The following is an 18358-nucleotide window of genomic DNA, read 5'->3' on the forward strand; positions in this document are numbered from 1 at the left end:
CTAATTCTTATTTTTCAGCCAGCTTAGCTTGAAGTTAAAAAGGAGCCATTTCAGGTATTCCTTATAGCTCATTTTGAATGAAATAACATCAAAGAAGTTATCAACTATCTGGCTTTCACTGGCAAATGCCCTCAGTGTCACTTTTGGAAAACGATGCATTATTTTGGCAAAAAGAAGAGAATACTTCAGGTGTTCTCCGAATTCAGAATAGCATCGTTTTTCATATTCTTTGAGCTTCAGGAATTTAGCATCATTGCCAGAGTTCTCAGAAATTACCTCCACAGCAAGTTGTCCTGATCTAATAGCATAGGCCATTCCTTCGCCGGTGAATGCATCAACAAAGCCTGCTGCATCCCCACTCAACATGACTCTTCCTTTCACAAGATCTCTTTTATAGCCACCGCAAGGTATTATATGGCCATTGAGCTTGTACTTCCCATTAAAATTATGATTGACAAGGAAATTACGCATTGCCAGTTTTGGGTCTGCCAGTCTGTTATCAACACTGCCGATACCCACTGAATAATAATTGTCATGTGGAAAGATCCAGCCGTATCCCATTCCTGAAACTCCAAAATGCAATTCAACGGAATTCTTGATTTTCTCATCTATTATTTTATTATCCTCTTGCACTTCCGTAACAATGCAGACTCCGTACTCGTTCTTTTTGTCCTTTTCACGGATTGTATTTTTCAGTGTTCCCTGGGAGCCTGTGGATATAATAACAAATCTGGACCTGTAGGTTGAACTATCGGTTTTAATTTCTACATGGTCATCCCGATCCATAATACTGATAACTTTTTCCCCATTGTGTACTTCAATGCCTGTTTCCTTCGCTTTTTCAAGCAGATAATCATCGAATATGCTTCGTGTAACCATAATGGAAAGACGATAATCCTTGAATCTTTCTATGGAACTGTCGCTGAAGCATATTTTTCCGCCATGTACTTCTTTTTCGATAATTGAATCCGGTATGTCAAAATCAAGGTAGGACCTTGCATGCTCTGATAAAGCCCCTCCACATGGTTTGTATCGTGGAAAAGCTTCTTTCTCTATCAGAAGAGTATTTAATCCATTCTTTCCTGCAATTCTTCCTGCAGATGATCCGGAGGGACCGCCACCAACAATGATTAGATCATACATGATATCGCCTGTAATAGTTCATTAAGAACTTTAGTTGGAAAACATTTCCAGTGTTTCAAGCACTCTGTCGTACTCCACTTTAGTGCTAAAACATCCATCATTTAACATTGCTACTCCATAGGTTATTATGTTCTTGCCTTTCAGTCCCATCATGACCTTGTTAAGCTCATAGTCACAGGCGATTAAAAGAGCGGCATCATAGTCTTCTTCTTTGATGATATGCTTGACAAATGAAGAACCGGTTACGATATAGAGCTTATATCCGTACTTGACAGCATCTTCTTTGAGTCGTGCAAAAATGCATTTACCACAGGAGGTGCACTGTATTCCAGTTCTTGCAGATGATGCAGGACAATCCAGTGACCGCATGCAATGGGGAGCAATTATCATACGCTTGCTGGTTTTTGAAAAATCATCCCTGCTGGATATGTTCTTCAGGGAGCTCATCCATTTGTCGAGAATTCTCGTGTCTGAGAACTTGAAGAAAAAGAACTTCAGGGGCATGTAGAAGAAATCCAGTATGCCTGAAAAAAAGCCTGCAAGCCATACATGTCTGTTCATGCTTATCTTACTGACAGCAAGTGCGATGGTGGCAAGCAGGACTGACATGATTATAAATATGCTGATGATCAGGCCAAGTAAACTATACATTGCATTCCTCCATCTTACTGATAATCTCGTTAACGTCTACTCTTGTGTCAAAACATCCATCCCGGGTCAATGAGATCCCCTGTACTACCATGAATGGTGAACAGCCCTGCATGGATTCAGCCAGCTCGGGATAACACGCCACACCGATGCAACTCTTTGGTCTGTGGGCTTTTATTATCTTTTTCACAAAACTTCCACCGGGAATGATGTATACCTGGAAATTATATTTTTCAGCAGCTTCACAAACATTTCCAATATCGCAAAGACCACATATCTTGCATTCATAACCGATAATAGGGTCACATCTTGCTTTGCATTTTGGGCTACGCAGGCACTGCGGCAGGAATATTACTCTCTCGTCCTCTACCTTCCTGAATTTGTCGATCATCACCGCATTGCGTACTTCCACAAGTATCTCATCGATAAGCGTATCCTTTATTCCAAATACCCTGCAGATCCATTTTGCCGGCCCGTAGAACAGGTAAAGTATTGAAAGCACAAAATTGGGAAAAAGAATTCTTTTCTTCTTGAAACTGTATATTCCAAGCAACAGGGCTATGCCTATTGTAAATATCGCGAAAAAGGCAAGGCCTACAAAGACTTTTCCAAGAATCTCGTAAGGTATCTGCATAAACAAACAAAATAGCGCTGTCAGGTATATTTAGATTGTCCTTGGAATAAAAATGAACTAAATAAAAAAGAAGGTAGAGTGATCAAGATCACTCTGGTGCGTCGCTAAGGTCAATTCCCATTGCTTCAGCAGTGAGAACTACTACATCTTCAACTTCAAGTTCCTTAGCACCTATTGCGTCCCTTCCGTCACTGAGGTTTCTCTTACAGAATGGGCAAGCGCTTGAAAGGAGGTCTGCTTCGGTCTCAAGTGCATCTTCAACACGTGTTGATGCAACTCCAAGTGCAAGGTCAGGTATACCTGCCTTTACTCCACCGCCAGCTCCACAGCAACGCTGGTTGTCTTCTATCCTTTCCATCTCGACAAATTCGATTCCAGGGATTGCTTCAAGAACAGCCCTTGGTGGCTCGAATACACCTACGTGACGTCCAAGGTGGCATGGGTCGTGGTATGTGACCTTCTTGTCAATGGACTTCTCCCATTTGATCTCATCCTTTTCGATAAGGCCCTGCAGGAACTGTGTGATGTGCATTACCTTGAATGGAAGCTCTTGTCCTGTAAGCCTTGGCCAGTCAATGAGTGATGCTCTGTAACATCCTGCACATGCGTAAAGAACGATCTTTGCGCCCTTTGCCTTGATGTTGTCGATGTTAGCCTGTGCATTCACTTTAGCAGCATCGTTGACAAAGTACTGTCCGGTCCTGATAAGTGCGGAGCCACAGCATATCTCATTTTCACCGAGCATTGTGAACTTGATGCCGAGCTTGTTGAGTACACGTGTTGTTGCAAGAGCAAGCTTCCTCTGCTTGAGTTCTGCGGTACATCCTCCGAAGTAAAGGATCTCTGCCTTATCTTCGACCTTGATGTCATCAGGGAACCAGTTTACTCTGTTCTTGTTGTCTTCCATGTATGGGTTCTTGTACTCGCTGATAAGCTTGAGGAACATTCCCTGCTTTCCGTATGGGCCATTTCCACGCTTTACAAGGTTTGCACGCATGGATTCCCAGAGTTCAACAGTGTTGATAGCGGATTCACAGACTGTTGCACACATACCACAGGTGGTACATCCGTATACGTCATTCTTGAACTGCTCAACCTCTTCCTCTGAGATCTGCTTTGGACCGAAAAGTGTAGCGCGAAGTCCGTAGGACTTGTTAATGTATTCTCTCCATCTGAGGATCTTGTCTCTTGGTGCAAGTCCTGGGTCTGCGCCTGATGCATCATAAGTTGGACACCAGTCGACACATTCACCACAGCGGCTGCATGAGTCAAGTTCCATAAGCTGGACAGCTGTAAAGTTCTCTGTATTAATTGAAGGTTCGCGTTTTGCCATTTTTATTCTCCTCCCTTGTTTGCAAGGAGTGCGAGTGGTATCGCAATCATGTGTATATATTTACTGAATGGGATGTATGCAATACAGAACAGCAGTGAGATAACTACGTGGAACAACGATGAAGGTGGCGCCCATTCTACTGGCAAGCCGAAGCCCCAGAATCTGCCTGTCCTGATCCCGTCTGCAATGAATCCTGAAATTGTGATGACGGTAAGTCCGATAAGGAGGATTGAGTCATAAGCAATGGTTGCTTCCCTCAGCTTTGCAACGAACAGTCTTCTGTAGATTGCAATTATAACTCCGGTAAGCAGGATGTAACTGAATATGTCGTTTGGTACAGCGAGAATCTCTCTGAATACTACTGGTACCATAAATTCAGGGAGGGAGTGTGCATATCCCAGTGGTTCGCCTATCATGTGTATCATTTCGACAAGGAACATTAACATTGACATGACAAAGAGTGCCATCCATCCAACGAAAATGGTGAAATGCATGAACCATCTGACCGGGCTTCTTCTGAGGATCCTTCTCTGGAAGAGCACATCAAGGACAAGGGTTGCAATAATAGATTGGTTATGAACATGAGCATGTTCACTCATCTGGTATGCAAGCATTTTTGGGAACGCAAGAATGCTTCCGGATGGTTCCTGTCCATAGCCTGTGGATCCCATGCCCCATTTCTTCAAATTCATATACATTCCGATAATGAAAATACCAATGGACAGGTTGGCCATTATCATAACCTGCACAAAAGTAAGTCTTAAGGCGTCACTTACGCCTGCAAAATACTCCATAGACATTTAATTTTCTCCTGATATTCATATGAACTTTATAAATGTAAATCTAAGGAACTAAATTCGTTTTTACTTATAAGTAACCGGTTTGGTTTGCATGATTGTGGTAGGGATATTATTTAAAGATTGTCATTATGAATATCTGCATCAGGAGACCGATTGTTTGAAAACATCCTGAATTAATTGCCGCTTCCCTCGCTTAATTAGCCTTATATGTAGTCCCTCCCTTACTAAGGAGTTACATAAATGGAGCTACATAAAAAGAGCTGCATAAAAAGCAAAAAGAGATTTTTCATGAACCTTAGAGTAGTACTTGTTGAACCCCTGTATCAGGGCAATGTTGGTTCGGTTACCCGTGCCATGAAAAACTTTGGTTTTTCAGATCTTGTGCTGGTGAACCCCTGCAAACTTGAAGGCGAAGCAAGGGCAATGTCTTCGCATGCGCGTGATGTCCTTGAGGGTGCAGTGCATGTATCATCACTTTCGCAAGCCATAGAAGATGTTAGTATCGTTATAGGTACTTCAGGAATCACAGGCACGAAATTCGATGAGCACATAAGGGTCCCTGCTTATACTCCCCGTGAGCTTAAAGAGCGGCTTGCAGGTGTAAGTGGAAATGTTGCTGTGATATTTGGTCGCGAAGATCATGGTTTTACCAATGATGAGCTTAAGATGTGCGATATGATCACAAGTATTCCCACATCAGATATCTATCCTGTAATGAATCTGTCACATGCAGTCACTTTGATCCTTTATGAACTTAGCAGTGTGGAGGCATGGGAAAATCCTCTGGCTGATGCATTTGATATTAAGTTACTTTACGAGCATCTCGATGAGCTTCTTGAAAATATCGATTACCCTGTGCACAAAAAGGAAAAGACAAGTCTGATGCTCAAGAGAATATTTGGCCGGGCCTGTCTGCTTCCCCGGGAAGTGCAGACGCTGCGTGGGATTATAAGAAAAATAGAACGTAAATTGCCAGATGAATAGGACGAGTTTCGAAATGTTCATATTCTTTAAGGTATATTTTCCAATCCAAGCGATTTTGAAATATTATTATAATAATTTTGTGTAAAAATGACTGAAGGAAAGTGGGATGAAAAGTTCAAGGCTTTTCTAAAACAATATTACTGGGATGACGTTCTGCAGCTTGCAAATGATTATCCTGACCAGAAAAGTCTGGAAGCTGATTTTTCAGATCTGGAAATATTTGACAGGAATCTTGCAGAGGAATTACTTTATCAGCCCGATGAGGTTCTTCCGTCTGCTAATAGTGCCCTTCAGGATATTGATCTTCCTATTGAGAAAACACTTGTAGATGCAAAGGTCCGTTTTGTAAGGGTGCCCAACAAGATCCCAAACAGGGATTTAAGAAGTAAACATCTTATGCAGTTTGTTGCCATTGAGGGTATGATACGCAAGGCAACAGAAGTTCGTCCTAAAATAGTAGATGCAGCATTTAAGTGCCTGCGCTGCGAACATGTGACCATGATCCCGCAGACCGAGCTTCAGTTTGTGGAGCCTGTGGAATGTGAGAACGAGACATGTGGCAGGAAAGGACCTTTTAAAATACAGATTCATGAATCTACTTTTATCGATGCCCAAAAACTGCAGGTGCAGGAATCTCCGGAAAATCTCAAGGGAGGTACGCAACCTCAAAGTCTGGATGTGGATGTGAATGATGACCTTGCAGGTATAGTGAAACCAGGTGACAGGGTTGTGCTCAATGGTGTTCTCAGATCTCATCAGCGTACAACACGTGAAGGGAAATCTCCCTTCTACGATCTGGTTTTGCATGCCAACTCCATTGAATATATGGATCTGGAATTTGACGAGCTGGATATAACTCCTGAGGATGAGGAAGAAATACTTGCATTAAGCCGTGATCCTGAGGTCTATGACAAGATCATTAAATCCATAGCACCTTCCATCTATGGTTATGAAGATGTCAAAGAAGCTTTGTCACTTCAGCTTTTTTCAGGTGTTGCCAAACATCTGCCGGATGGTTCAAGGGTCCGTGGCGACATACACCTGCTATTTGTAGGTGACCCGGGTGTTGCAAAAAGTCAGTTGCTGCGTTATATGGTAAAACTCTCTCCCAGGGGTGTGTTCGCATCCGGTAAGAGTGCATCATCCAGTGGTTTGACGGCAGCAGCTGTAAAGGATGACCTTGGAGATGGGCGCTGGACGCTGGAGGCCGGTGCTCTTGTAATGGCAGATATGGGTATAGCTGCAGTTGACGAAATGGATAAGATGAGTACGGAAGATAAGAGTGCATTGCACGAGGCTATGGAACAGCAGACCATAAGTGTTGCAAAAGCAGGTATCCTCGCTACACTGAAATCCAGATGTGCACTTCTTGGTGCTGCAAACCCTAAATACGGACGTTTTGACAGGTATGAAGGTATAGCCCAGCAAATAAATATGCCGCCTGCACTTATATCCAGGTTCGATATGATCTTCGTGCTCCTTGACACTCCAAATGCAGATCTGGATTCCAGAATTGCAAAACATATCTTGAGGTCACACTATGCCGGCGAGCTTTCGGAACAGCGCAAGAACATGCCGCTGAGTGAAATAAGCCAGGAACAGGTCGATGCACATATGGATGTGATTAAACCTATCATCGATCCTGATCTGATGCGCAAGTACGTGGCTTACGCACGCAGGAACATCTTCCCGGTAATGGAAGATGATGCCAGGGAACACCTGATCAAGTATTACATGGATCTTCGAAATATGGGTGAAGGTAAGGATTCTCCAGTTCCTGTGACTGCCCGTCAGCTGGAGGCGCTGGTCAGACTTGCAGAGGCAAGTGCCAGAGTTCGTCTCAGTGATGTAGCAACCCTTGATGATGCCAAACGAACAACACGCATATCTTATTCTTGTATGAAGCAGGTAGGTGTGGATCCCGATACAGGTGCATTTGATGTTGATGTGATTGCTTCAGGCACCAGTAAGAGCCAGAGGGACAAGATTAAGATAATTAAGGAAATCATCAAAATGGTAGGTGAGAAGCATCCGGGAGGCAAAGCTCCTCTTGAAGAAGTATATGCTGAAGCCCAGGCACAACAGATAGACCGGGAACATGCCGAAGATATGGTTTCCAAGATGAGGCGCTCCGGTGATCTGATAAAGCCGGATAAGGAACATGTAAAAGTTGTATGACTGATGTGATTCAATGTATCTGAAAATCCACCGTTCTGGTGACAATACGATCGTCGCTGTATGTGATGAGGAATTGATAGGTAGGACTCTTAAAGAGGGAAATATAGTTGTAACGATCACTGAAGAGTTCTACAAGGGTGAAATTGTTTCGGAAAGTGAGGTTAAGGATGCAATATCACAATCATCCAATGTGAATATATTTGGTGAAAAGGCAGTATCCTGTGCTATCGAATGTGGTGCTGTGAATTCATCCTGTGTAAAGATTATTGATGGTGTGGCACATGCCCAGATTTTCAGGATTTGATGTTTTGAGGTTTAATGTTTGTGAGGTTAAGTTATGACTGATGGTGTGAATGCAGATGGGAAAAATGATGTTCTGAATACATTTGAAAAAGATGAACTCATTGAAAAGGTGGCAGATAAACACAGGCGTTTTATTAATGAGTATTCTTCGGAATTTGCTGAGCTTGAAAGCAAAATGAATTCTCTTAATGAGATAATTGTTTCTTCCACGGCGAAGAAAGAGGACGTTCTAAACAGAATTGATATTCTGACTGAAAAAAGACAGTTGTTTTATCACCAGGCTGAAAAGCAGTTCGATGATCTAAAAGCAAAGTTATCTGGCAACCCGGATATTTCCAAAGAATTGAGTTCTATCTATGAGATGGCTATGAAGTTAAAAGGTTCTTTGAATCCGGATGAGGAAAAAGAGCGAGCCAATTCTACTTTTGAAAAATTATCCTCAATTGACCTGTCTTCTGATCTTCAGAATATGGTTGCTTCTATCAATGCAAAGATCAACGATGCAATTGCCTCTAATGTGGAACTTCATTCGATCAAAGGAACAGATGGAGATTTCGACAAGGAGAAACTTGAAAGTGAAGGAACTATCAGTGAAATAGGTCCTCGCCACAGCTGGCTGAAGAACAGGATAAATAGTCACAAAGAAGCACTTAATTACTGGGAAAATGTGTCGAAAGGACAAGACGCAGAAGTGGAGGTAAAAGCATGACCGATGTATCTACAATGTCCGAAAAAGACCTCAAGTTAAAGGTCAATGATATCAGGACTCAGATTACCCATCACGACCGTGAATTAAAATCAATTTACAGGGAACTGAAACTTCATCGTACCAATTCGGATGATCTCAAGGCCAAACGTGATGAACTCAATGCAAAGGTAAAGGGTATAGTTGTAAAGGCCCGGGATGCACGTTCAAAGAGGGATTCCATCAATGCAAAGATATCTTCCCTGAAAGCATCAAGGAACGAGTTTCTGGAAAAGAGTAAAAACTTCTCCAATGAAATGTCCGGACTAAAAAGCAAGCGTGATGACCTGAACAAACAGTCGAAGGGTAGTGTTGAAGCACTTTCAAGAGCTTATGCAGCAGATCTGGATACATTCCTAAATGGAGATATTCCCCTCAATCACGAGATTGACCTCTTTAAAAAACTGTTTGATCTGAAAGAGCGTCTGGGGGCAGCTTTCAATGCTAACGAGATCCATAAGAAGCTCATGGAAACCTATGAGGCATCAAAAGATACCTTTGGTTCCAACGCGAATGTCGGTTCCGAGATAAAAGAGCTTGCTGAACAATCACAAAAATATCATCTTGAAATGCTTGAGCTGTACAAACAGGTGGATGAAATTCGTAAGGAAGCTGATCTGGCACATACCCAGATGCGTGAAAAATTCACAGTTACTGCTCCTATAAGAGAAAAGATCGATCCTCTAAAGGCTAAGGTCGTTGCTCTGAGGGAAGAACTTGATGTATATCTTGAGAAAGTAAACGAGATACAGCTTGAGAAGGATGAAAAGAAGCAGGAAGAACACCTTGTGGTGGCGAAGGAAAAGCTGGATAAGAAGGGCCGCTTAAGTCTTGAGGATCTAAAGGTTCTGATGGAAAAGGGAGATCTGAAATTCTGAGATCCTTTTTTCATTCTTTACTTTTTGCGGGCATAAAGAGCTGCACTTAGTGCTGCAAGGGATGCCCATATTATTTCAAATCCTGCTATTGTTGTATTGCCTGTATTATCATTTTGTTCCATTCCTTCACTTTCGTTTATGTGGGAACTGTTATCTTCTTCAAATACAGGTTCTGGAAGTTCCATATCAATGTACTGGTACACAGGCTTGAAAGTAACAAGCTCGCCTCCCGGACTTGAGTAAATTGTATCCACTGTCAGGTTGAGTATCTGATATTCGCGTGAGTAAGTAAGAGTTTCTCCTTCTGCAAGTATACTTTCCTGAATTACATTATCATTAAGTGATAATTTGATCCAGGCCTGTCCACTTTCCTGATTGACACTTTTTACAATGATGGCATATCCTTGATAAAAATCCCATTTTTCTCCGGTGGCAACAAAAATGCCTGTTCCATTGATAAGTGCTTCACTCTGTGCAGCGCTAGCTGTACACTGGATAAAAAGAATGGATATCAGGATGAGGGCTATAAGGTTGAACTGATTCAATATATGCCTTCCATGCATGGTCAATCGGTTTTGTATCGACAGCTTCCTGCAATTATTTCTTCCCTGGAGTTATGTTTGTCCTGGATCAGAAGTGCTCCGTTCTCTGTAAGTCCAACAGCCTTCCCTTCGATGGTTCTTGTGGGCGTTGTGATAATGACTTCTTTTCCAATGGTGTCTGAGAATGATACCCACTCATTCACAATAGTGTTGAACTGCTGTGTGGTGAACTTGATGTATTGTTGTTCAAGTTCATAAAGCAGATCTCTGATGAAAGTGGTTCTATCTATTTTCTTTCCCACTTCTTCTTCAAGGCTTGTTGATGTGCTGCTTATGTCTTCTTTAAAATTATGAATATTGATATTGGCATTGATACCAATTCCGAGAACGACATAGTCCACCCTATCTACTTCAGCATCTACCTCGGTAAGTATGCCACATACTTTCTTTCCATGGATAAAAACATCATTTGGCCATTTGATCCTGGCATCAACTCCCAGATCCCTGATCACTTTTGTGACTGCCAGACCTGCAACAAGTGTTATCTTTGAAGCATGTTCCAGTGGTATGTGGGGTTTTAGTATTACTGAGAACCATATTCCTCCGGGGAGTGATTCCCATTCCTTGCCCATGCGTCCGCGTCCTCCTTCCTGTGTCTCTGCCAGGACTACGGTTCCTTCTGGATTTTCATCAGCGATTCCCTTGGCGATATTGTTTGTTGATTCTACGCTGTTGTAGTAAATGATCTGCTTACCAAGCAGGTTTGTATTAAGTTCATTTTTAATATCGTCGGGAATAAGAACATCTGGTGAGGACCTTAGCATATATCCAACTTTAGGCGTTGATTGAATATCATAGCCTTCATTTTTTATAGCCTTGATGTATTTCCAGACCATTGCCCTGCTAATTCCCAGTTTCTCCCCAATTTCTTGCCCTGACACAGTATTGTTTCCGGCAGCTTTTAAAAGCCTGATTATCTCTATTTTGTTGTCAGCCACAGCTATCCCTCTATATTCTATTTGCTCCCACACTATATATTAAACCAGTTGCTTCTTTATTTTGTCTGCTTTTGTGCAGCACTTATATACGAACTCACAGCAGCAGTAGCCGCAGCTACTTTCTGTTCCTTTGTATCAAGTACAGATGCCAGTGTAATTCCTTTCTCGGTTTCTTCTTCGACTACTTTCTTGACTTCCTCAATGATATTATTATCATCAATGAAGTGAGTCGTAAGTTTTGCCTCTTTGAAAGCTTCACTTCTCAGCACTGCTTTGTGGAATGGTATATTGGTTGTTACTCCGACAACCACATATTCATAAAGTGCACGTCTCATTCTGGCTATGGCCTCGTCCCTGTCCGCACCCCATGCGCAGAGTTTTGAGATCATAGAATCGTAATAAGGGGAAATTGTATAGCCCATGTGGACACCACTGTCAACGCGGATCCCGGGTCCTCCTGCAGACCTGTATCTCTTGATCTTTCCTGGTGATGGTGCGAAATCATTGAGCGGGTCTTCTGCATTGATACGGCATTCGATTGCCCAGCCTCTGTGGGTGATATCTTCCTGTTTGAATGGAAGTTTTTCTCCGCATGCAATGTGTAATTGCTGTTTGGCAAGGTCTATGCCTGTGATCATCTCGGTAATGGTGTGCTCAACTTGTAACCTTGTGTTCACTTCAAGGAAATAGAACTCTCCTTTTGAGTAGAGGAATTCCACAGTGCCTGCATTCTCATAGCCAATTGCTTTTGCAGCCTTGACTGCAGTCTCTCCCATCTTTTTACGAAGCTCAGGTGTAATTGCTGGAGATGGTGCTTCTTCTATGAGTTTCTGGTGTCTGCGCTGAATTGAGCATTCTCTCTCCATCACATAGACTGTATTGCCATATTTGTCTGCAAGTATCTGGAATTCAATATGTCTTGGTTCCTCTACATATTTCTCAATGAATACAGTAGGGTCTCCAAAGGCGGATGCTGCAACAGATTGTATTGAAGTTAGTGAGCTTTTAAATTCATCCTTGGCATGAACTATCTTCATTCCAATTCCGCCACCGCCTGCTGATGCCTTGATGATCACAGGGAAACCAATGTTTTCTGCTATCTCGCTGGCTTTGTCAACATCGGAAATAGCTTCATTGATTCCGGGAACCACAGGAACACCTGCTTCTATCATTGTGTTCCTTGCAGCAATTTTGCTTCCCATCTGGTCAATTGCTTTGCTTGTAGGCCCTATGAAAATAATACCGGCTTCTTCGCATTTTCTGGCAAATGTGCTGTTCTCGGAAAGGAATCCATATCCTGGATGTATTCCGTCTGCTCCGGTTTTGATAGCAACATCCAGAACTTTGTCCATGTCCAGATAACTCTGGCTTGAGGGTGCAGGTCCTATGTGATATGCTTCATCTGCGTATTTTGCAAAAAGTGCGTTCTTGTCAGCTTCAGAGTAAACTGCTACTGTGGATACGCCAAGCTCACGACATGCACGCATGGCACGGATGGCTATCTCGCCTCTGTTTGCAATAAGTACTTTCTTGAACATGATCCCCCTCCTCAGTTGATGCTCAAAAGAACGTCACCTGAGCTTACGGCATCACCCTCTGATACGAAGATGTCTTTAACTACTCCGCTGTGGGGTGCATGGATAGCATTTTCCATTTTCATTGCTTCGATAACGCAAACAGTGTCGCCTTCGGAAATCTCATCTCCAACATTGACCTTTACAGAAAGGATCATTCCCTGCATGTGGCTGGTAACTCCACCTTCAACATCTTCAGGGGGCTTCTCATGTGCTTCTGTAACTGTAACAGCACCACCTACCGGATTTACCTTTACGTTAAAGGTCTCTCCGTCAACATCTACCTTGAAATCAGTGGGTATTGCAGCATTCATTTGTGCACATGGGTTCTGTTCTGTGACTACAGCTACAAGCTCTTCCTCTTCAAGCTCTCCCCTGAGGAAAGCAGGTGCAATTGCAGGATAAAGTATGTATGTAAGGATATCTTCCTCTTTTTTCACTAATCCCATCTCTTCAGCTTCTGCTTTCTTCTTCTCATATTCCGGTTCGAGAAGGTCTGCAGGCCTGCAGGTGATCGGCTCCTCATCCTCTATGATCATTGCAATGATCTCATCGCTTATCTTCTGAGGTGGTCTTCCGTAGAGGCCACGAACGTAGTCCTTAACTTCCTTTGGAATTACCTTGTATCTCTCTCCCATGAGGACATTGAGCACAGCCTGGGTGCCCACTATCTGGCTTGTAGGGGTAACAAGTGGTGGGTATCCAAGTTCTGCACGTACTCTTGGCATTTCCGCAAGTACATCATCATACTTATCCAGTGCATTTTGTTCTTTTAACTGGGATACGAGATTTGACAGCATTCCACCTGGGATCTGGTAACGAAGGACATTAGTATCTATCTGCTCTGAGATCGGATTGAGTATACACCTGTACTCTTCCTTGAGCTCCTTGAAATAAGCAGCAACTTCGGCGAGCAATTCCATGTCAAGTCCGGTGGCACGTTTTGTTTCTGCAAGTGCAGCAACTATTGATTCGGTTGGTGGCTGTGATGTTCCCCATGCGAAGGGGGAAAGTGCAGTATCTAAAATGTCAACACCAGCCCTGCATGCAGCAGTATAACTCATTGGTGCCATTCCTGACGTACAGTGGCAGTGCAGGTCTACGGGCAGGTTAACCTCTGATTTGAGTGCCTTGACAAGGTCGTGTGCCTGCTGTGGTGAGATGAGTCCTGCCATATCCTTTATGCAGATAGAATCACATTCGAGTTCTGCAAGTCCGGTTGCCAGTTCAACATATTTCTCAATGGTATGGACAGGGCTGATGGTGTAACTAATAGTACCCTGTACGTGTGCTCCTTCCTTCTTGGCAACGGTTATTGCTTTTTCCATATTGCGGATATCATTGACAGCATCAAAGACCCTGAATATGTCAATTCCGTTCTCATGGGCTTTTTTGACAAATTTTTCCACGACATCATCGGAATAATGCCTGTAACCTACCAGGTTCTGACCCCGTAAAAGCATCTGTGCAGGTGTGTTTACCATATGTTTTTTGAGTTCCTTAAGCCTCTCCCATGGGTCTTCATTGAGGTATCTTATGGAACTGTCGAATGTGGCTCCCCCCCACATCTCTAATGAATAATATCCTATCTCGTCCAGTTTCTCCACTATTGGTATCATGTTGCGAGTACGCATACGGGTAGCAATGAGTGATTGATGCGCATCTCGAAGAATGGTTTCAGTAATTTTTACTTTCATGGGAATCCTCCGGGAAATATTCTGATATAATGTATTAGTATGAATGATAAGTGTGATTAGTTCAGCCTAAAGGCTCGACAAATGAATTTTAACATTATATATCATGTTATTTTATGTAGTTTCTGGTGAGCATTTATATACTAGCGCCAAAAATAGTTTCACTATTTAAACTACTGTATGTGATTTCATTAATCAATGACACAAAGATGCATAAAATCAAAAAAGTAAGTAAATAATCTTTTTCAGTCAATAAAAGTCCTTAACTTTAAAATTTCAATGAAGTTCTCTTTCCATTTTCCTGTTTTCGGTAATATCCTTCATGATGCAATGGCATACCTGTTCACTTTCATGCTTATTACTTTTGTATTTGTAATTGAAACTAATTGTAATGCGCTCTCCATTCTTTTTGAGCATATCGTACTCTGCATGGTCTGAATTATCAAGGTTGGCCATATTGAAAGTGGATGTGAATTCAATTATGTCTTCAGGGACCAGGAAAATGTCCATATATTTTCCAATTGCTTCTTCTGCACTGTATCCGGTCATTTCCGTCCAGGCAGAGTTCACATTTATCAATCGACCCTCTTTTGTCATCAATTGGCTTGGAAGGGGTGAATTCATGAATAGATCTCTGTAATCCTCCTCACTTTCTCTAAGGAGTATTTCTGCTCTTCTTTTATCAGTGATGTCCTCTCCTGATGCGATGACCCCTATTATCTGCCCCTTGTCATCTTTTAAGGGGACATTGGTCCATCTTATTAATCTCTCATCGCCTCTGCCGTCGATGATTCAGTTCTCATAATAGCCTGGATAACCTCTTAAGCCTTTTTTGACACCGTTGAAGATGCTCCGAACTTCATCCCTGTAATTCTCAGGGATGAACTCGTCCAGCCAGTTCTTTCCTATGACATCTTCTTCATTGATCCCAAGCAATGCTGCCCCTTTCTTATTTATCAGGCTGCAATTTCCTTCATTGTCAAGTACTATTAGTATAACTCCCACAACATCGAGGTATGTCTGCATCCTGATCTTTTCTTTTTGAAGGAGCATTTCTACCTTTTTCCTTTCAGCTATCTCAACCTTGAGTGAATCATTCAGTTTTTCCAGCTCTTCAGTCCTTTCAAGAATCATTTTCTCCAGTTGATCCCGATCCTTCACCAGGCAGTAGTGATCGTTCATTGATTCGGTAATATCGTCAAATATAAGTGTGGCTCCTTGTTCACCATCATCAAAAGTGGAAGGTATTATCTTGCAATTGAAGTAATATTCTCTGCCTTTGATCTCAACTTGTACCTTTCCTGTATATTCATTTCCTTCAATGGCTGTTTTTAGATTCTCAACAAGTCCCGTTTTTGCAGCTACGGGAAACAGTTTGTAGTCAATCTTTTTACCAATTACCTGATCCTTAGTAAGGTCCAGAAGCTCAAGAAAATTCTTGTTTGCCTGTATGGCTATAAGGTTACTATCGGTGACAAGTATAAAATCTGAAGAAAAATTGAGTAACGATGAGGTTGGTATTCTTTGTGACAGGCAGTATATTTTGGCAGTACCAATGGCTTCCATATCTACATACCCGCTGACTCGCAGCATTTCCAGATACTTTGCAACTGTATTCCTGCTGAGTTCCAATTCTCTGGAAATATCAGTTACACTCATACCTCTTGGTTTGGATCGGAGTACTTTTTTGATCTTGTCAAGTTCTGCTTTGTAGTTATTCACCTAAGTATGGAGTAATATTTTTATATATAATTTTATTGGAGTATTCAAATCGCATAAAGTTGTGATATTCTATCGATTCTTTTCACATGCACAGTATGTGAATATTTTCCAAGTGTTACAGTTTAATAATTATATTTCTACATATTTATTATGTATGGCATCATATGATTTTTCTTCCACTGTAGTGTGTTTTCTCTTGCATTTATTTTTCAACATATAACAAATTATCAAATGGTTATTATTTCAATCATTGCTGTTTTTATAATTGAATCTCTTCGATCTCTATATAGTTTATTATTTTTATAGTAATTAATTATATATATCCTGACCATGAGGTATTCTTTTACAAACAAAAAGTTGGTCAACTTAAATGGTGCACAATTGCACATGAGTTGGAAGTTTTTTCGTGGTATTATAGGGGGACAGTGTCCTGACAATAAATTCAATCACCATCTTTCCCGAATTTGAAGTCAAAGGATATGGAAGAAAGACCATCGAGATGTTCAAATCCCATTTTGAAACAATAATCGCAGACAGGGTCAGACCCGAAGCAATAGGTTTCTGGGATGTCTGATGTTCCTTTAAAAGTGACAATATTGAAGGGCTGAGCTCCAATGAAAATCCCCCAGATGCTTGTCATTGTAGTTTCCTATTATACAAACATCTAGGAAATTTTCTTCCACAAAGGATTAAACAACGAAAAATCAGATTTAGTATATGAGTGAAATGACGTTTTTTGAAATGCTGTTGGAAGCATTTCCTTTAAGTGGTGAATTAGGCAAAAATATAATCATGTAACCTATATATAGGTACTACAATAAAAATCCGCCATTTGCCAGGATAGTACCCGTCTAATGATATTTTCCTCACACCTTCCTTTATTATGGGTTATTGGATACATGTTCAAAGCAACTCCCCAAACTTCTCTGGATGCTTCGTGGGAGAATTGAAGGTTGTGATGATATAATCATCTAATACTTGCAAGTCCAGCAACTAAAACAATGCCTAGCATCATTAGAAGGCAGAGAAAAAAGCAGCTTAGAAAAGAGACATCTTTACTGCCGCCCTTTATAGATGTCTCCTCTCCTAAATTTGATATCTTTTCGGATATCTGATTTGATGAGCCACTCCCCAACCCATGATAATAGTTGTTACTCAATTGTTTATATTTGTTTCTATTTTGTTGCACATTATTTGTATGGAGAGAAAAGCCGAAATTAATATAATCTATTTCTGATTAAATTATAGAACAAGAAAAAACGTTATTAGAGGCATGCTATTTGGGGAGTGGGGGTTAGTGTGGGAGTGGGGGTAATATGTATTAAATACATAAAATAGCTCGCATGCCTCGCCCTCTCAATAGTTACTCTAATATTAATAGTTTCTCATTTTAATTAGTGAAAAAAAATTTAAAAATGTTATGCTGTGGTCACCTTACTTTTTTTATGAGTTATATGTATCGTTTTTCTTTTCTTGGCGAAATTGGATAAGCTTTTTCAATATATGTAAGTTTATAACCTCATTTAGATTATTTCAACTCTGGAGAAAGGGAAACTCGGAAATCCCAATTTAATTTATTTTTATTTACAGGTGAGAAACCACATCTGACCATCGCTTCTTTAAACTGCCTGTTTGTGATAAAGAAACCATCTGGTGATTGCTCAAAAAGAAGTTTAAGCGCATAACTGGCGTAATTTTTCTTTGCTGTTTTTTGTGGGAGTATATTTAAATTAATCCAATCATCAATGGTTTTTATTTCAATGTCGCTTAATTCGTAGTCACCCATTTTACTCACTCCTATATTTCATAATTTATTACTAAAGTACCACTGAGATGTGCTTTGATTTCCTTAACCTGGCGAATTGGGAAGTCCTGTAAACTTATGGATTTTACTGATCAGAGAATTCAGAAGTAAATATCTTTTATCACTGCTTTTTTTGGATTCTCAGGATCAAGCCTGATTACGACCTCATCCCCTTCATTGAAATTAAGCTCCATCAGTTTAGATGTAGGGATAGCATTTCCCCTTAAATATTCCTCGCCCTGATACTCATATTTATATTCAATCCTTGAACTGCTTCTTTTATAGTAATATGGCGAATCAATATGACCTGTGATATCGATACCATGTGAGTATAGGTTATGGAAAAAAGTGTCTCCTCCACACAAGATAAACGGGCCC

General features: G+C 41.2%; 19 protein-coding genes. 5 read left to right on the top strand and 14 right to left on the bottom strand.

The window, feature by feature from the left end:
- The 5 genes from V7O66_RS00635 to V7O66_RS00655 form a co-directional block, all read right to left on the bottom strand.
- Positions 1-1143 (bottom strand): geranylgeranyl reductase family protein, encoded by a 1143-nt coding sequence (locus tag V7O66_RS00635; RefSeq protein WP_406661062.1) that lies wholly within the window; start codon positions 1141-1143, stop codon positions 1-3.
- A 30-nt stretch (positions 1144-1173) separates the two neighbouring features.
- The gene (locus V7O66_RS00640; RefSeq protein WP_406661063.1) at positions 1174-1794 is read right to left on the bottom strand and encodes a DUF116 domain-containing protein; all 621 of its coding nucleotides are present in this window, start codon (positions 1792-1794) and stop codon (positions 1174-1176) included.
- Positions 1787-2425: a DUF116 domain-containing protein gene (locus V7O66_RS00645; RefSeq protein WP_406661064.1), complete on the bottom strand. Its 639-nt coding sequence runs from the start codon at positions 2423-2425 to the stop codon at positions 1787-1789. Before V7O66_RS00645 ends, V7O66_RS00640 begins: the two co-directional genes overlap by 8 nt.
- Positions 2426-2513: 88 nt before the next feature.
- Positions 2514-3758 carry a (Fe-S)-binding protein gene (locus V7O66_RS00650; protein WP_406661065.1) on the bottom strand — a complete coding sequence of 415 codons (1245 nt, stop codon included), beginning with the start codon at positions 3756-3758 and terminating at the stop codon, positions 2514-2516.
- Between the two features lie 2 nt (positions 3759-3760).
- Complete coding sequence (locus tag V7O66_RS00655; RefSeq protein WP_406662514.1) at positions 3761-4552, bottom strand: disulfide reductase; 792 nt, start codon at positions 4550-4552, stop codon at positions 3761-3763.
- A gap of 294 nt (positions 4553-4846) precedes the next feature.
- Between V7O66_RS00655 and V7O66_RS00660 the strand changes: the two genes are divergently transcribed.
- The 5 genes from V7O66_RS00660 (at position 4847) to V7O66_RS00680 (ending at position 9646) form a co-directional block, all read left to right on the top strand.
- Entirely contained in the window at positions 4847-5542 is a 696-nt protein-coding gene (locus V7O66_RS00660; RefSeq protein ID WP_406661066.1) for an RNA methyltransferase, read from the top strand.
- A gap of 87 nt (positions 5543-5629) precedes the next feature.
- Positions 5630-7720: a minichromosome maintenance protein MCM gene (locus V7O66_RS00665; protein WP_406661067.1), complete on the top strand. Its 2091-nt coding sequence runs from the start codon at positions 5630-5632 to the stop codon at positions 7718-7720.
- A gap of 13 nt (positions 7721-7733) precedes the next feature.
- Positions 7734-8024, top strand: a complete 291-nt coding sequence (locus tag V7O66_RS00670; protein ID WP_406661068.1) for a DUF424 domain-containing protein — start codon at positions 7734-7736, stop codon at positions 8022-8024.
- A 33-nt stretch (positions 8025-8057) separates the two neighbouring features.
- Entirely contained in the window at positions 8058-8732 is a 675-nt protein-coding gene (locus V7O66_RS00675) for a hypothetical protein (protein WP_406661069.1), read from the top strand.
- A complete protein-coding gene (locus V7O66_RS00680) occupies positions 8729-9646 on the top strand; it encodes a coiled-coil protein (RefSeq protein ID WP_406661070.1) in 918 nt (305 codons plus the stop codon). Before V7O66_RS00675 ends, V7O66_RS00680 begins: the two co-directional genes overlap by 4 nt.
- 17 nt (positions 9647-9663) lie before the next feature.
- On the opposite strand, the gene V7O66_RS00685 is transcribed toward V7O66_RS00680, so the two are convergent.
- The 9 genes from V7O66_RS00685 to V7O66_RS00725 all read right to left on the bottom strand — a co-directional run bounded on the left by V7O66_RS00685 (position 9664) and on the right by V7O66_RS00725 (position 18345).
- On the bottom strand, positions 9664-10191 hold the full coding sequence (locus tag V7O66_RS00685; RefSeq protein ID WP_406661071.1) for a hypothetical protein: 528 nt from the start codon (positions 10189-10191) through the stop codon (positions 9664-9666).
- Between the two features lie 20 nt (positions 10192-10211).
- Complete coding sequence (locus V7O66_RS00690; RefSeq protein ID WP_406661072.1) at positions 10212-11186, bottom strand: biotin--[acetyl-CoA-carboxylase] ligase; 975 nt, start codon at positions 11184-11186, stop codon at positions 10212-10214.
- A 56-nt stretch (positions 11187-11242) separates the two neighbouring features.
- Positions 11243-12724 (bottom strand): acetyl-CoA carboxylase biotin carboxylase subunit, encoded by a 1482-nt coding sequence (locus tag V7O66_RS00695; RefSeq protein WP_406661073.1) that lies wholly within the window; start codon positions 12722-12724, stop codon positions 11243-11245.
- Positions 12725-12735: 11 nt separating this feature from the next.
- Complete coding sequence (gene oadA / locus V7O66_RS00700; RefSeq protein WP_406661074.1) at positions 12736-14457, bottom strand: sodium-extruding oxaloacetate decarboxylase subunit alpha; 1722 nt, start codon at positions 14455-14457, stop codon at positions 12736-12738.
- Between the two features lie 273 nt (positions 14458-14730).
- Positions 14731-15246, bottom strand: a complete 516-nt coding sequence (locus V7O66_RS00705; protein ID WP_406662516.1) for a PAS domain-containing protein — start codon at positions 15244-15246, stop codon at positions 14731-14733.
- Positions 15247-16176, bottom strand: coding sequence for a PAS domain S-box protein (locus V7O66_RS00710; RefSeq protein WP_406661075.1), 930 nt, complete (start codon positions 16174-16176; stop codon positions 15247-15249). It abuts the gene before it with no gap.
- A gap of 442 nt (positions 16177-16618) precedes the next feature.
- Positions 16619-16816, bottom strand: coding sequence for a hypothetical protein (locus tag V7O66_RS00715; RefSeq protein WP_406661076.1), 198 nt, complete (start codon positions 16814-16816; stop codon positions 16619-16621).
- A gap of 888 nt (positions 16817-17704) precedes the next feature.
- Positions 17705-17962, bottom strand: a complete 258-nt coding sequence (locus tag V7O66_RS00720; protein WP_406661077.1) for a hypothetical protein — start codon at positions 17960-17962, stop codon at positions 17705-17707.
- A 119-nt stretch (positions 17963-18081) separates the two neighbouring features.
- A complete protein-coding gene (locus tag V7O66_RS00725; RefSeq protein ID WP_406661078.1) occupies positions 18082-18345 on the bottom strand; it encodes a hypothetical protein in 264 nt (87 codons plus the stop codon).
- Positions 18346-18358 lie beyond the last annotated feature (13 nt).

Source organism: Methanolobus sp. ZRKC3, from assembly GCF_045291275.1.
In the GTDB taxonomy this organism is placed as follows: domain Archaea; phylum Halobacteriota; class Methanosarcinia; order Methanosarcinales; family Methanosarcinaceae; genus Methanolobus.

Bases quoted from the DNA above. Each gene is read 5' to 3' on its own strand.
- V7O66_RS00635 (WP_406661062.1), bottom strand. From the start codon at position 1,143: ATGTATGATCTAATCATTGTTGGTGGCGGTCCCTCCGGATCATCTGCA.
- V7O66_RS00640 (WP_406661063.1), bottom strand. From the start codon at position 1,794: ATGTATAGTTTACTTGGCCTGATCATCAGCATATTTATAATCATGTCA.
- V7O66_RS00645 (WP_406661064.1), bottom strand. From the start codon at position 2,425: ATGCAGATACCTTACGAGATTCTTGGAAAAGTCTTTGTAGGCCTTGCC.
- V7O66_RS00650 (WP_406661065.1), bottom strand. From the start codon at position 3,758: ATGGCAAAACGCGAACCTTCAATTAATACAGAGAACTTTACAGCTGTC.
- V7O66_RS00655 (WP_406662514.1), bottom strand. From the start codon at position 4,552: ATGGAGTATTTTGCAGGCGTAAGTGACGCCTTAAGACTTACTTTTGTG.
- V7O66_RS00660 (WP_406661066.1), top strand. From the start codon at position 4,847: ATGAACCTTAGAGTAGTACTTGTTGAACCCCTGTATCAGGGCAATGTT.
- V7O66_RS00665 (WP_406661067.1), top strand. From the start codon at position 5,630: ATGACTGAAGGAAAGTGGGATGAAAAGTTCAAGGCTTTTCTAAAACAA.
- V7O66_RS00670 (WP_406661068.1), top strand. From the start codon at position 7,734: ATGTATCTGAAAATCCACCGTTCTGGTGACAATACGATCGTCGCTGTA.
- V7O66_RS00675 (WP_406661069.1), top strand. From the start codon at position 8,058: ATGACTGATGGTGTGAATGCAGATGGGAAAAATGATGTTCTGAATACA.
- V7O66_RS00680 (WP_406661070.1), top strand. From the start codon at position 8,729: ATGACCGATGTATCTACAATGTCCGAAAAAGACCTCAAGTTAAAGGTC.
- V7O66_RS00695 (WP_406661073.1), bottom strand. From the start codon at position 12,724: ATGTTCAAGAAAGTACTTATTGCAAACAGAGGCGAGATAGCCATCCGT.
- oadA (WP_406661074.1), bottom strand. From the start codon at position 14,457: ATGAAAGTAAAAATTACTGAAACCATTCTTCGAGATGCGCATCAATCA.
- V7O66_RS00715 (WP_406661076.1), bottom strand. From the start codon at position 16,816: ATGACAAGCATCTGGGGGATTTTCATTGGAGCTCAGCCCTTCAATATT.
- V7O66_RS00720 (WP_406661077.1), bottom strand. From the start codon at position 17,962: ATGGGTGACTACGAATTAAGCGACATTGAAATAAAAACCATTGATGAT.